This is a genomic window from Povalibacter uvarum, assembly GCF_014202975.1.
Lineage (GTDB): Bacteria > Pseudomonadota > Gammaproteobacteria > Steroidobacterales > Steroidobacteraceae > Steroidobacter > Steroidobacter uvarum.
On sequence record NZ_JACHHZ010000002.1, the window covers coordinates 355,471 to 368,988 of the forward strand.

Annotated in this window: 12 protein-coding genes; 11 read left to right on the forward strand and 1 reads right to left on the reverse strand. The window is 63.6% G+C overall.

What is annotated here, in order from left to right; all coding sequences use genetic code 11:
• The first annotated feature begins 70 nt into the window (after positions 1-70).
• From argG to HNQ60_RS07885, 11 genes are all read left to right on the forward strand, one after another.
• The gene (argG, locus tag HNQ60_RS07835) at positions 71-1,291 is read left to right on the forward strand and encodes an argininosuccinate synthase (RefSeq protein WP_184330489.1); all 1,221 of its coding nucleotides are present in this window, start codon (positions 71-73) and stop codon (positions 1,289-1,291) included.
• Between the two features lie 65 nt (positions 1,292-1,356).
• Positions 1,357-2,436: a hypothetical protein gene (locus HNQ60_RS07840; protein WP_184330490.1), complete on the forward strand. Its 1,080-nt coding sequence runs from the start codon at positions 1,357-1,359 to the stop codon at positions 2,434-2,436.
• Between the two features lie 121 nt (positions 2,437-2,557).
• Positions 2,558-3,619 (forward strand): N-acetyl-gamma-glutamyl-phosphate reductase, encoded by a 1,062-nt coding sequence (argC, locus tag HNQ60_RS07845; protein WP_184330491.1) that lies wholly within the window; start codon positions 2,558-2,560, stop codon positions 3,617-3,619.
• Between the two features lie 20 nt (positions 3,620-3,639).
• A complete protein-coding gene (locus HNQ60_RS07850; RefSeq protein WP_184330492.1) occupies positions 3,640-4,824 on the forward strand; it encodes an aspartate aminotransferase family protein in 1,185 nt (394 codons plus the stop codon).
• A gap of 59 nt (positions 4,825-4,883) precedes the next feature.
• Positions 4,884-5,882, forward strand: coding sequence for an N-acetylornithine carbamoyltransferase (locus tag HNQ60_RS07855; RefSeq protein WP_184330493.1), 999 nt, complete (start codon positions 4,884-4,886; stop codon positions 5,880-5,882).
• 114 nt (positions 5,883-5,996) lie between these two features.
• On the forward strand, positions 5,997-6,914 hold the full coding sequence (gene argB, locus HNQ60_RS07860; RefSeq protein ID WP_184330494.1) for an acetylglutamate kinase: 918 nt from the start codon (positions 5,997-5,999) through the stop codon (positions 6,912-6,914).
• Positions 6,915-7,056: 142 nt separating this feature from the next.
• Complete coding sequence (gene argH, locus HNQ60_RS07865; RefSeq protein ID WP_184330495.1) at positions 7,057-8,244, forward strand: argininosuccinate lyase; 1,188 nt, start codon at positions 7,057-7,059, stop codon at positions 8,242-8,244.
• Positions 8,245-8,359: 115 nt separating this feature from the next.
• A complete protein-coding gene (locus HNQ60_RS07870; protein ID WP_184330496.1) occupies positions 8,360-8,779 on the forward strand; it encodes a hotdog fold thioesterase in 420 nt (139 codons plus the stop codon).
• A 53-nt stretch (positions 8,780-8,832) separates the two neighbouring features.
• Positions 8,833-9,120, forward strand: coding sequence for an LPS translocon maturation chaperone LptM (lptM, locus tag HNQ60_RS28280; RefSeq protein ID WP_184330497.1), 288 nt, complete (start codon positions 8,833-8,835; stop codon positions 9,118-9,120).
• Between the two features lie 21 nt (positions 9,121-9,141).
• Positions 9,142-11,883: a DNA polymerase I gene (polA, locus tag HNQ60_RS07880; protein WP_184330498.1), complete on the forward strand. Its 2,742-nt coding sequence runs from the start codon at positions 9,142-9,144 to the stop codon at positions 11,881-11,883.
• Between the two features lie 108 nt (positions 11,884-11,991).
• Positions 11,992-12,522 (forward strand): porin family protein, encoded by a 531-nt coding sequence (locus HNQ60_RS07885; protein WP_184330499.1) that lies wholly within the window; start codon positions 11,992-11,994, stop codon positions 12,520-12,522.
• Positions 12,523-12,832: 310 nt separating this feature from the next.
• On the opposite strand, the gene yihA is transcribed toward HNQ60_RS07885, so the two are convergent.
• Positions 12,833-13,417: a ribosome biogenesis GTP-binding protein YihA/YsxC gene (yihA, locus tag HNQ60_RS07890; protein ID WP_184330500.1), complete on the reverse strand. Its 585-nt coding sequence runs from the start codon at positions 13,415-13,417 to the stop codon at positions 12,833-12,835.
• Between the last annotated feature and the right edge of the window lie 101 nt (positions 13,418-13,518).

Consider the following 13,518-nt stretch of genomic DNA (forward strand, 5'->3'; position numbering starts at 1 on the left):
AATCGACGCCTCCTGCCCTCCCTCGCGGAGCGGGGGAGGGAAAGAACTTATTCATCGAGCAAACGAAACCATGACTGACACGCTTCCTGCCGGCTCCGAACCCATTCTGCTCGCCTTCTCCGGTGGCCTCGACACGTCGTTCCTCGTGCCCTGGCTCGCGGAGAACTACGGTCGTCCGATCATCACGGTCACCGTCGATACGGGCGGCATCGATGCCGACGCCGCGAAAGTGCTCGATCAGCGCGCACGCGCGCTCGGTGCGAAGGATCACATCCTCGTCGAGGCAAAGAAGGGCTACTTCGAGCAGGTGCTCAAGTACCTGATCATCGGCAACGTCAAGCGCGGCCAGATGTATCCGCTGTGCGTCGGCGCCGAGCGCGTCATGCAGGCGCAGACCATTGCTGAATGGGCGCGCAAGCTCGGCACGAAGATCGTGGCGCATGGCTGCACGGCTGCCGGCAACGACCAGGTGCGTTTCGAAGTCGCTCTGCGCACGCTCGCGCCGGAGCTCACGATCCTGGCACCCGTTCGCGACAAGGCTTTCAAGCGCCCCGAACAGCTCAAGTACCTCGAGGATCGTAAGCTCACGGTCCCGCCGTACGGTGCCGCGTATTCCGTGAATCGCGGCCTGTGGGGCGTGACGATCGGCGGCAAGGAAACGCTCACGTCCGAAGGCGGCATTCCCGATCATGCGTGGGTGTTGTCGAAGGATGCGTTCTCGAATCCGCAGGCGCCGGAATCGCACACGATCGGCTTCGAAAACGGCGTGCCGTCGAGCCTGGATGGCGTGACGCTCGAGCCGGTGTCGGTGATCGAGAAGCTCGAAGCCATCGGTGCGAAATTCGGCATCGGCCGCGGCATTCACCTCGGTGACACGATCATCGGCACGAAGGGTCGTGTCGCATTCGAAGCGCCGGCGGCCGATGTGCTCATCAGCGCCCATCGCGAGCTCGAAAAGCTCGTAATGACCGGCCGGCAGCAGCGCATCAAGGAAATGGTGGCAGGTCCGTATGGCGATCTCGTGCACGAGGGCCAGCATCTCGATCCCGTGTGTCGCGATATCGAAGCGCTGTTCGTGAACTCGCAGGCCCGCGTGACCGGCGACGTCAAAGTGCTGTACCGGCCCGGTAGCGCATTCGTCGAGGGAGTGACATCTCCCTACTCGATCATGGCCGCATCGAAAGGCGTCTATGGCGAAGCCGCGGGTGAATGGACCGCCGCCGACGCGCTCGGATTCTCGAAGATGGTTGGCTTGCCGGGGATGTTCTGGACCCGGGCCGGGAAGCGGTGACGGGCGGGAACGCCCTTACCCGTCACTCGTCACGTTGTTTTTAACTGCATAGGTGCAATCCACAAATGAAGACTGTCGTCGTCGACAAGATCGCTTCCATCACCCAGGCGCTGACGCTGGGTCATGAACTGCGCGTCGCCACCACCGATATTCCGTGCGAGGAAGGCGTGGTGCTGGTCGTTGAGATCCTGACCAACAAGTCGACCTACAACACGCTGGAACTGACCAGCGGCCGCATGGCGAAAGTCGCGAAGGGCGACGTCATCGTCGGTGCGCTCGGCCATCGGCAGGCGTTGTTCGGCTACTCGGGCCACCTGCCCGAAACCGTGAAGGAAGGCGACATCATTCAGGTGCTGAATATCGGCGGCGTGCTCGGTATCTGCGATTCGGCGAATCCTGAGAAGGGTCGTCCGTTCGATGCGCGCGTCCTGGGCGTCGTGCTGCAGTTCCCGTATCTCGGCGAACGCATCGGCGTGCCCGCCCGAGTCGGGTATCGCCGCCTCGACTACAACGCGACCTGCGAGACTCGCAATGTCCCTGTCGTCGCGCTCGCGGGTACCTGCATGGAAGCCGGCAAGACCGCCGCTGCCTGCGCGATCGTCGCACGCATGCGCCATCGCGGCTTGAACGTGCATGCATTCAAGGCCACTGGTGTATCGCTGCGTCGCGACATCCTCGCGATGGAAGACGCGGGCGCACGTCGCAGCATGATCTTCACTGACCTCGGTGTAGTGACGACGACCGCCAAGACGGGTCCGGCAATCACGCGCGCGCTGCTGACTGAAATGTCGCAGGGCGAGCCGGACGTCATCGTGTTCGAGCTCGGCGACGGCATTCTCGGCGCCTACGGCGTCGAGGCGATTCTCTCTTCGCCTGACATTCGCAAGTGCCTGACGAGCGTCGTGCTGTCGGCGAACGATCCGGTCGCGGCGTGGGGCGGCGTGAAGCTGCTGCGCGAGCAGTTCGGAATCGAACCGGCAGTCGTCACGGGTCCGGCGACGGACAACGCCGTCGGCGTGAACATCATCCGCGACAAGTTCGGCGTGGCCGCGTTCAACGCGATCACCGACGGCGCAGCGCTGGGCGATCGTGTGATCGAGTCGCTGAACCTGACGCCGAAGAGGGCGGTCGTCGAAGCGGAGTGAGAGGCGCTTTGGATGTCATTCCCGCGCAAGCGGGAATCCATCCGTTCCGATCAAGATGGACTCCCGCGTGCGCGGGAGTGACGGAGAGAGCCCAGGCGGGCGTGACGGAGAGAGTAGGGAGATGACTGAAAAGATTCCCGCGATTGTCCTCGGCGGCACCGGCTACGTGTCCGGCGAACTGCTGCGTCTGATTGCCGCGCATCCGTTCATCGAGCTGCGCGCGATCCTTTCGGACAGCCAGCCGGGCGAGGCGGTAGCGAAGTCGTTCGCTCACCTGGCCCCCGTGTACCCGGAGCTGAAGTTCTCGAGCCTGGAGCAGATCAAGGAGCTGGTCGGATCGCTGCCTGAATGCGCAATTCTGTCAGCCGCGCCGCATGGCGTTGCCGCGCAGCTCATCGACGACCTCCTCAAGGTCGCCGAAAGCAAGGGAACGAAGCCGCGCGTGATAGACATCTCCGCGGACTATCGCTACTCGACTGCGAGTGCGTACGAGGCGGTCTACAAGCACGCTCACGGTGCGCCATCGCGGATCGCGCAGTTCACTTGCGCGGTGCCTGAGCATCTCGACAAGCTCTCGACCCCGCATGTCGCGCATCCCGGCTGTTTCGCGACGGCCGTTCTGCTCTCGAGCGTGCCGCTGCTCAAGCTGGATCTCGTCGAGCCGCGACTCTTCGTCAGCGGCATCACGGGCAGCACCGGCTCGGGCCGCACGCCGGTCGCCGGCACCCATCATCCGCAGCGTCACAGCGATCTGTACGCGTACAACCCGCTTTCGCATCGGCACACGCCGGAGATCACGGCACTTGCACAGGCGGCGAGCGACGTCGCGGCGGAATTCAACTTCGTTCCGCATTCGGGACCGTTTGCACGCGGCATTCACGTGACGCTGCAAGCTGTCGCGAAGCGACCGATCAAGACCGCCGAGCTGCAGGACGCGCTCAAAGGCTTCTATCGCGGCAGGCCGTTCGTCCGCGTCGGCGCCGACATGCCGCACATCAAGGACATCGCAAGCAGCAACTACGCGTTTCTCAGCGCAGCCGCCAACGGCAGCAGCGTCGTGGTGATGTGTGCCGTCGATAATCTGACCAAAGGCGCTGCCGGCGGGGCCATGCAGTGGCTCAATCGCGTGTTCGGCTTCGAAGAAACGGCGGGCCTCACGGCACCTGCGCCCGGCTGGACGTAATCGTCACTCGGATCACGATCATGACAAACGTAGTCCCTCTTCGACCCTCCGCGACGCCTGCAGCGCCGCTGCAGGATCATCTCGCGCCCGTCTTCGCGCAGTTCCCGCTCGAAGTCGTCGATGCGCAGGGCGTCTCTCTGCACACGCCGGATGGCCGCAAAGTGCTCGATCTCTACGGCGGTCACGCCGTTGCCGCGCTGGGCTACAACCATCCGCGCTGGGTCGAAGCGCTCACCCAGCAGGCGCGCCAGCTCTGCTTTCAGAGCAACGCCGTGCCGCTCGACGTTCGTCGTCGCGCTGCGGCGAAGCTCGCGAACTTCTGCGGCCTGGGCCTCGACACGATCTTCTTCGTCAACTCAGGCGCGGAAGCGAATGAGAATGCGCTGAAGCTCGCCTTCAAGATGACCAACGGCACGGAAGTAATCGCGGTCGAAGGCAGCTTCCATGGCCGCACGGCGGCAGCAGGCGCAGTCACGTGGGGCGCCGAGAAGAAGTGGTACGGCTTTCCGGGCAAGCCCTTCGAAGTGAAGTTCATCAAGCCGAGCGAAGCGCACAAGCTCGCGACGATGGTGAACGATCGTACGGCTGCCGTGATCGTCGAACCGGTGCAGGGTGTCGCTGGCGCCCTCGACCTGCCGAAGGAATTCCTCCAGGCGCTGCGCACACGCTGCAGCGAGAACGGCTCGATCCTGATCTTCGACGAAGTGCAGTGCGGTGTCGGCCGCACGGGCTATCCCTTCGCCGCGAACATGTACGGCATCACGCCGGACATCATCACGACGGCGAAGGCGCTCGGCGCCGGCTTCCCGGTCTCCGCCGTGCTCGTCGCCGATCACGTCGCCGAGTACATGAAGATCGACTCGCTCGGCACGACTTTCGGCGCCGGTCCCATGGCCTGCGCCGTCGTCGAAGCCGTCATCGACATCATCGAATCGGAGAACCTGCTCGAGAACGTCCGCGCACGCTCCGCCGAGATCCGCGAGAAATGCGTCGTCGGCCCCGTCGTAGGAACCCAGGGCGCCGGCCTGTTGCTCGGCCTGCGCACGAGCCGTCCCGCCAAGGACGTCCAGGCAGAACTCCTGAAGCTCGACATCCTCACTGGCACCAGCGGCGATCCCAACGTCGTGCGCATCCTCGCGCCGTTCGTGCTGGGCAGTGAGCACGTGGAGCAATTGCGGGATGCGCTGAAGCGCATCGGCAAGTGATCGGATGATCACGCAAACAAACTACGAAGCACACTACTGGCACCTCATCACATAACGATATGAACCGCTTCCTCGACCTGGCCGATTTCCCCCGCGAGCAAGTCAAAGACCTGCTCGGGCTCGCTGCGCGACTGCAGCAACATCCGCAGCCGCAGGCTCTGGCAGGCAAAGTGCTGGGCCTGCTGTTCCTGAATCCGTCGTTGCGCACGCTCGCTTCCTTCCAGAGCGCGATCATGCGGCTTGGTGGAACGGCGGTGGTGATCACCCCGGGGCAAGGCACGTGGCAGATGGAAACGCGATCGGGCGCGATCATGAACGGCGCGGCGGCCGAGCACGTGCGCGAAGCGGTGCCAGTGCTCGCGTCCTACTGCGATGCGATCGGCATCCGCATGTTCGCCGAGGGTCGCAACCTCGCGGCGGATCTCGCCGAGACGGGCTTCAAGATGATGGCTGACCTTTGCGACAAGCCGCTCGTGAACATGGAATCAGCGGTCAGCCATCCCTGCCAGGCGCTCGCCGACTGGCACACGATGGACGAACTGCGCGTTCCGGAACGCGGCAAGTTCGTTCTGAGCTGGGCGAATCATCCGCGCGCCCTGCCGCTCGCGGTGCCGTCATCGACGGTCCACATGGCGGCGCAGCGAGGCATGGAGGTCGTCGTGCTTCGACCGGATGGATTTGCATTGCCGGACCAGATCATGGAAAAAGCGCGCCAGGCGGCGAAGGCTTCGGGCGGTTCGGTACGCGAGACCAACGATCGCTCCGAGGCGCTCGACGGCGCGCACGTGATCTACGCGAAGGAATGGGGCTCGCCGCAACACTACGGCGACAACGAAGCGGAGACGCGCCTGCGCGAGTACCTTAGCGACTGGTGCGTGAAGGACAACTGGTTCCGGACAACGGACCCCAACTGTCATTTCATGCATTGTCTGCCGGTTCGGCGTAACGTCGCGGTCGCCGACGAAGTGCTCGACGGTCCACGCAGCGTCGTGATCCGCGAGGCGTTCAATCGAATGGTGGTGCAGATGGCGGTGTTGTATCGCCTCTTGCGAGGATGAGCTACGAGCGGTGAGCGACGAGCAAGTAGCCCGAGTGTTTCTGGCTCATTGCTCTCAGCTCATTGCTCGCAGCCGGGTTTACTGTCGACAACTTTCTACAGAGGTGTTCCTTCCGTGCTCCGAACCGATCCTTCCGTTGCCATCCGCGCGCTGCGCAGCGCCGCGCCGTACATTCGCATGTACAAGGGCAAGGTGTTCGTCATCAAGGCCAGTGGCGGTGTGTTCGCCGACCTGGCTTCGACCCGGACGCTGATCGAACAGGTCGCGATCCTGCACCAGGTGGGCATCCGTGTCGTGCTCGTGCACGGCGGTGGTCCGCAGCTGACACAGATCCAGGAATCGCTGGGCATCAAGCCGCAGATCGTGGCGGGCCGGCGCGTGACCGATGAGAAATCCATCGAAGTCACGAGCATGGTGCTGAACGGTCTCGTGAACACGCAGATCCTCGGCATCTGTCGCGAGTTCGATATCGCGGCTGTCGGTGTGAGCGGCGTGGACGCGGGCCTCGTGCGCGCACACAAGCGTCCGCCGGTGAATGTCGAAGGCACGACCGTGGATTACGGCTTCGTCGGCGACATCGATCTCATCGACGCGAAAGTGCTGCAGCAGCTCCTCGACGACGGCCTGATGCCCGTTGTCAGCCCGGTGTCCGCCGATGACTCCGGTCAGTTGCTCAACATCAATGCCGACACCGTCGCCGCCGCCATCGGCGGCGCACTGAAGGCCGAGAAGCTCATGCTCTGCACCGGCGCGCCCGGCATCATGGAAGCGCTCGACGATCCGCGTTCGATCATCTCGTACACCGATCTGCAGGGCCTCAAGCGCCTCAAGGACCAGGGCAGCCTGAAGGACGGGATGCTGCCGAAGGCCAAGGCAATCGAAGACGCGATCCGCGGCGGCGTTCGTCGCGTGCACGTGATGTCATACAAGTCGCCCGACAGCATCCTCGCCGAAGTCTTCACGAACGAAGGCACCGGTACGCTGGTGGTCGAGAACATCAGCGCGCTGAGCGCGGCCGAACAACACGAATGAAGGAGAAGCGGTTGGCGGTTGGCGGTTGGCGGTTAGTTCAGAGGGGAGTCTCGCTCTTGCCTCTGTGCGCGCACCAATCGTTCGACGCTGCCTCTTCTCCGAACCAACCGCTAACCGCCAACCGCCAACCGCTACTTTCCTTATGACTCGTCTTTGGGATAAAGGCGCACCGCTCGATGAGCGTGTGCTGCGCTACACGGCCGGCGACGATCACGCGCTGGACAACCGGCTCGTTGCGTACGATGTGCGCGCGTCGATCGCACATGCGGAGATGCTGAACGCGCGAGGCCTGCTGTCTGCTGACGATCTCGTTGCGATTCGCGATGGACTCAACGCGATTGCGGCAGAGCATGCGCAAGGCCAGTGGCAGGTGCTGCTCGAGCATGAAGATGGTCAGACCGCGCTCGAAAGCCTGCTGACCGCGCGCATCGGCGAAGCCGGCAAGCGCGTTCACCTTGGTCGATCCCGGAACGACCAGGTGCTGACCGCTCTGCGGCTCTATTTGCGCGACGCGATCGACGAGCTCGAAGCACGTACGACCGCAGCTGCCGAAGCACTCGACGATCTGGCCAAGCGTGAAGGTGACCTCGCACTGCCTGGCTACACGCACATGCAGCAGGCGATGCCGAGCAGCGTCGCGCTGTGGGCTGGCGGCTTCGCCACCGAGTTGCGCGATGATGCTGCAGGGCTCGCGCAAGTAAAGCGCCGCGTCCAGAAGAGCCCGCTGGGCTCCGCTGCCGGCTATGGCTCGCCCAATCTCCCGATCGACCGCGAAGAGACCCGCAAGCGACTGGAATTCGCAGTCATCCACGAACCAGTAACGGCGGTGCAGCTCTCGCGCGGCAAAGCCGAAGCACAACTGCTCTTCGAGATCGCACTGGTGATGCAGGACGTCGGACGCCTCGCCTCCGATCTCATGCTGTTCTACACGCAGGAATTCTCGTTCGTCGAGCTGCCGGATGCTTTCACGACCGGCTCGTCGATCATGCCGCAGAAGCGCAACCCGGACGTGTTCGAACTGATCCGCGGCCGAACAGCAACCGCGCAGGCCTGCCTGCTCGAAGTGATGGGCATCGTCGCGAAACTCCCGTCCGGCTATCAACGCGATCTGCAGCTCATCAAGGTCCCGCTCTTCCGCGGCATCGACGTCTGCCTCGACACACTCGCGATCCTGCCTGCGGCACTCGCCGGCGTGCGCTTCCGCCGCGACCGCATCCACCTCGATCCTTCGATTCACGCCGCCGCGGAAGCCAACGAACTCGTCGTAAAGGAAGGCATTCCCTTCCGCGAGGCTTATCGCCGCGTAGGCGAGAAACTAAAGAAGAAGTAGGTAGCAGATGGCGGATAGTCAAACTCCGAGCCGGAGAGACGAGACGTCATCCCGAAACGCCGCTGCTTCCGATTCCGACCATCCGCTAACCGCCAACCGCTAACCGCTTCTCCTTATGCCCATCTGGTCCACCCCCATCACTCTCGAGCAGGTCCGATTCTTCGGCAAGTCGCTGCCGACGCATCTCGGTATCGAATTCACCGAGCTCGGCGATGACTTCATCCGCGCACGCATGCCCGTGGATGACCGCACGCGGCAGCCGTTCGGCATCCTGCACGGCGGCGCGTCGGTCGCTCTCGCGGAGACGCTCGGCAGCACCGGCGCAGGCCTGGTGATCGATCGGAATCAGTACCGTTGCGTCGGTCAGGAAATCAACGCGAATCATGTGCGGGCGGTGAAGGAAGGATTCGTCATCGGCACGGCGCGTCCGCTGCACATCGGCCGACGCAGTCACGTGTGGGAAATCCGGATTACGGATGAGCAGGATCGGCTGGTGTGCATCTCGCGCATCACGATGGCCGTCATCGACAAATAGCGCGTCGAATACGCCTACACGTCGATCCGTCGCCTGACGCTATACTCCGTCCGATGCGACCTACTCTCCCATCGGCCCTGCTTCTGGCTGCTTTGCTGCTCGCGGCCTGTGGTCAGAAGGGACCTCTGTACCGGGCCGACGAGACGGCGCAGGAAGTATCGGCGCCGGGAACAGCGCCCGGCACCGAGAGCGGAAAAAAGAAGACGCCGATTTTTCCTCCGGCGCCGCAATCGCAGAAGAATCCTTCGCCGCCGGTGCAGACGCCCACGCCGACGGACCCCACGCCCGCTCCGCCGGCCGTCGATCCAGACCGTCCTGCGACTCCGCCCCCTGGCCGCTAGTTTTTCCGGAACCCGGCACTCATGACCCAAGGCCGCAAGCTCGTCCTCGTCGACGGCTCTTCGTATCTCTATCGCGCATTCCATGCGCTGCCGCCGCTGACGAATTCGAAGGGCGAACCGACGGGCGCGGTCCTTGGCGTGCTCAACATGCTGCAGAAGCTCCTCAAGGAGGAGTCGCCGCAACTGATCGCGGTCGTCGTCGACGCGCCGGGCAAGACGTTTCGCGACGAGCTGTTCGAGGAATACAAGGCGACACGGCAACCGATGCCGGATGAGCTGCGCGCGCAGGTCCAGCCGCTGCTCGACTCCGTCAAAGCGATGGGCTTGCCGCTGCTGCGCATCGAAGGCGTCGAGGCAGACGACGTGATCGGCACGCTCGCAAGGCAGGCGGCCGCGCAAGGGATCGATGTGCTGATCTCGACGGGCGACAAGGACATGGCGCAGCTCGTCAATGAGCGCATCGGTCTCGTGAACACGATGACTGCCTCGCGGCTCGATCGTGCTGGCGTGAAGACCAAGTTCGACGTGTTCCCCGAACAGATCGTCGACTACCTCGCGCTGGTCGGCGACACCTCTGACAACATTCCCGGCGTGCCGAAGGTCGGCCCGAAGACGGCGGCCAAATGGCTGAACGAGTACCAGACGCTCGACGCATTGATCAGCAGTGCGGACGCAATCGCCGGAAAGGTGGGCGAGAGCCTGCGGGCCAGCCTCGGGAATCTCGAACTGTCCCGAAAGCTCGCGACGCTCGACTGCGATCTGAAGCTCGACATGACGCCGGAGTCGTTGGTCCGGCAGGAACCGGATATCGAACGACTGCGTGCGTTGTTCACACGACTCGAGCTGCGCTCCCTGCTTCGCAGCATCGTGGGCGGTGGCGATGCCGATGTCACGGAGGAAGCCTCCGCAGCGGTGGAAAGCGCCCTCGCGGAAACACCTAGCGCACCGCGCCCTCCTCGCAGCTACGAAACCGTCACGACGCCAGAAGCACTGCAGCGCTGGACTGAATCGCTGAAGGCGGCGGACCTGATCTCGATCGATGTCGTCACGACCGCCGCCGACTACATGCAGGCGCAGATCCTGGGCGTCGCGATCGCGATCGAACCCGGCAAGGCGGCCTACGTGCCGACGGGGCACGACTATCCCGGCGCACCCGACCAGCTCACGCTGGATGCGGTCCTTCAGTCGCTCAAGCCGGTTTTCGAGGCAGGCATTCCCGGGAAACTCGGTTACCAGCTCAAGTTCTGCGGCCATGTCCTGAAACGGCACGGCATCGAACTCAGGGGCATGCGCTTCGACGCCATGCTCGAGTCGTACGTCTGGAACAGCACGGCGACGCGTCACGAGATCGACGCCACGGCGAGGAAGTATCTCGGCATCGAGTTGATCGCATTCGAGAGTCTCGTCGGCAAGGGCGCCAAGCAGATCGGTTTCAATCAGGTCGCGCTCGACAAGGCCACGGAGTACTGCGCCGAAACCGTCGACATCGCACTGCAGCTGCACCAGGTGCTGTGGCCGAAGATCGAAACGACAGGTGAGCTCAAGTCGCTCTACGAGACCATCGAACAGCCGCTGGTGAACGTGTTGCTGCGGATGGAGCACACGGGCGTGCTGATCGACGGTGGCCAGTTGCGTCAGCAGAGCAGCGAGCTCGCGACGAAAATGCGCGAGATCGAAGCTCAGGCCCATGCGGTCGCCGGTGCACCGTTCTCTCTCGAATCGCCGAAGCAGCTTCAGGACGTGCTGTTCAACAAGCTCGGGTTGCCCGTGCTTGGGAAGACGCCCACCGGGCAGCCCTCCACGGCGGAGTCTGTCCTCGAAGAGCTCGCGGAGAGCTACGAGCTGCCGCGACTCGTCATGGACTATCGCGGCTTCGCGAAGCTCAAGTCGACGTACACCGACAAGCTGCCGTTGCAGATCAACCGCAACACCGGCCGCGTGCACACGTCATACGCGCAGGCGGTGGCGGCAACAGGGCGACTCTCGTCGCAGGATCCGAATCTGCAGAACATCCCGATCCGTTCGCAGGAAGGACGCCGCATCCGCCAGACGTTCATCGCACCGACGGGTCACTGCATCGTCGCCGCCGACTATTCGCAGATCGAGCTGCGCATCATGGCGCATCTGTCGGGCGACGCCGGCTTGCTGGCCGCGTTCGCCGAGGATCGCGACATCCACCAGGCGACTGCGGCGGAGGTGTTCGGCACGCCCTTCGCGGAGGTCACTGCGAATCAGCGCCGCTCGGCAAAAGCAGTGAACTTCGGATTGATCTACGGCATGTCGGCGTTCGGGCTGGCGCGCCAGCTCGGCATCGCGCGCGGCGAAGCGCAGAAGTACGTCGATCTGTATTTCGAGCGCTATCCCGGCGTGCGGCGCTACATGGATGAAACACGGCAACTTGCCCGTACACGCGGCTACGTCGAGACAGTGTTCGGACGCCGCCTGTATCTCAACGACATCACCTCGCGCAACGCAGCGCTGCGCCAGGCAGCCGAACGCGCCGCCATCAATGCGCCCATGCAGGGAACGGCGGCCGACATCATCAAGCGGGCGATGATCGACGTCGATCGCTGGCTCGTCGAATCGAAGATCGAAGCCAGGCTGATCATGCAGGTGCACGACGAGCTCGTGTTCGAGGTGCGCGACGATCTCAAGGACGATCTCATGCTGCGAGTCCGCACCATGATGGCAGCAGCCGCGAATCTCAGCGTGCCGCTCAAAGTGGACGCAGGAGCGGGCCGGAACTGGGACGAAGCCCACTGAACGAAACGGGCGTACGCATCGCCCGTTATGCAACCGTTCATGCGGTCAGTGCATTCTGTACGCACGTCGAGGTTTCTGGCCCAAAGGTTGTCACGGAGGCAACACAACATGCGTAAGTTCTCAACCCTGTCCGCGCTCCTGCTCGGTTCGACCCTCATGGCGAGTGCCGTGTCGCAAGCAGCGGACAACGGCATCTACATCGGCGCGGGCATCGGGCAATCGAATGTCGATATCGACGCTGGTGTCACTCAGATCGACGGCGACGACACCGGCTTCAAAGTGATCGCCGGGTTCCGCCCGCTCGACTGGTTCGGCGTCGAGGTCAACTACATCGATTTCGGCGAAGTGAGCGATTCCGGCGTGAATGTGGAATCGGATGCGTTGGCCGCTTACGCGGTCGGATTCCTGCCGCTGGGCCCGGTCGACCTGTTCGCCAAAGCCGGCGTCGCCAGTGCGGACACGAGCGTGGGAACGAGCCTGGGGCGGGTGTCGGACGACAGCACCGACTTCGCCTACGGAGCGGGCCTGCAGTTCCGGCTGCTCAGCCTCAGCGCCCGCATCGAATACGAGATCTTCGATCTCGAGGATGTGGACGACCTGAACATGATTTCGGTGGGGCTCACCTACACCTTCCTTTGAGCATCAGGGGTGCTTTTTCGTTGCTTTGCTGCAACAAATTGACGCCGACGCGGTGAAAACCGAGGCGTCTCCTGTGGTCACCACCTGACGCCTAAGAGGTTGAAAAACTCACGATTTCTTAATCAAACGCGACGCAAAATCTCGCGGAACTTTCCCGGGGGCCGCACGTCTCAACTAACGAGCGTCGGCCAGGACGCTCCCGTTCGCTGACCTCCCTGAGTGAACGGTAGCCCGGTCCATCCCCATGCCGGGTAACAACTGCCCCGATGGCCTTCGCGGCCATCGGGGTTCTTTTTTCCAGCCCCGTTTCTTAGCCGGACAGCTGTTTCAGGACCCATCCCCGGGCCTGGTCCAGGCCGGTCTTGGCGACCGCCGAGAACAACTGAACGGTCGCAATCGTCCCCGCCTCGGCTTCGACGGCCTTGAGGGTTCTGGCCGCCTCGCTGCGATTGAGCTTGTCGGCCTTGGTCAGCAGCAGATGCGCGGGCAGCGAGCGCTCACGGGCCAGGGCGAGCATCTGCCGATCGAAGTCCGTCACCCCACGGCGCGAATCCATCACGACGACCACGCCCGCCAGAGAACCGCGATTCTCCACGTAGCGGCTCAGCAGCTTGCGCCAGTGCTCCTGCATCTCGGGCGGTACTTTCGCGTAGCCGTAGCCGGGCAGGTCCGCCAGGCGATGACCGTTCGCCAGACCGAAGAAATTGATCAGCTGCGTGCGGCCCGGCGTCTTGCTCGTCCGGGCGAGGTCCTTGCGTCCGGTGATGGCGTTGAGGGCACTCGACTTCCCCGCGTTCGAGCGGCCGACGAAGGCGACTTCCTTGCCCTGGTCGGGCGGAAACTGGTGCGGTTGCCACGCGCTGATGAGGAACTGGGCTTCAGGGAATTGCGGCATCTGTATACGGGGCGAATGGTCGGCTGATGAGGAACGCCGCGTTGGCCGCGGCGGGCCGTAGTGTACAATTCCGCGCCTTTTGCGCCTTCCGGCTCGCGCAT

Excerpts from the sequence above, each read along its gene's own strand:
- argG (WP_184330489.1), top strand. The coding sequence starts at position 71 with ATGACTGACACGCTTCCTGCCGGCTCCGAACCCATTCTGCTCGCCTTC.
- HNQ60_RS07840 (WP_184330490.1), top strand. The coding sequence starts at position 1,357 with ATGAAGACTGTCGTCGTCGACAAGATCGCTTCCATCACCCAGGCGCTG.
- argC (WP_184330491.1), top strand. The coding sequence starts at position 2,558 with ATGACTGAAAAGATTCCCGCGATTGTCCTCGGCGGCACCGGCTACGTG.
- HNQ60_RS07850 (WP_184330492.1), top strand. The coding sequence starts at position 3,640 with ATGACAAACGTAGTCCCTCTTCGACCCTCCGCGACGCCTGCAGCGCCG.
- HNQ60_RS07855 (WP_184330493.1), top strand. The coding sequence starts at position 4,884 with ATGAACCGCTTCCTCGACCTGGCCGATTTCCCCCGCGAGCAAGTCAAA.
- argH (WP_184330495.1), top strand. The coding sequence starts at position 7,057 with ATGACTCGTCTTTGGGATAAAGGCGCACCGCTCGATGAGCGTGTGCTG.
- HNQ60_RS07870 (WP_184330496.1), top strand. The coding sequence starts at position 8,360 with ATGCCCATCTGGTCCACCCCCATCACTCTCGAGCAGGTCCGATTCTTC.
- lptM (WP_184330497.1), top strand. The coding sequence starts at position 8,833 with ATGCGACCTACTCTCCCATCGGCCCTGCTTCTGGCTGCTTTGCTGCTC.
- polA (WP_184330498.1), top strand. The coding sequence starts at position 9,142 with ATGACCCAAGGCCGCAAGCTCGTCCTCGTCGACGGCTCTTCGTATCTC.
- HNQ60_RS07885 (WP_184330499.1), top strand. The coding sequence starts at position 11,992 with ATGCGTAAGTTCTCAACCCTGTCCGCGCTCCTGCTCGGTTCGACCCTC.
- yihA (WP_184330500.1), bottom strand. The coding sequence starts at position 13,417 with ATGCCGCAATTCCCTGAAGCCCAGTTCCTCATCAGCGCGTGGCAACCG.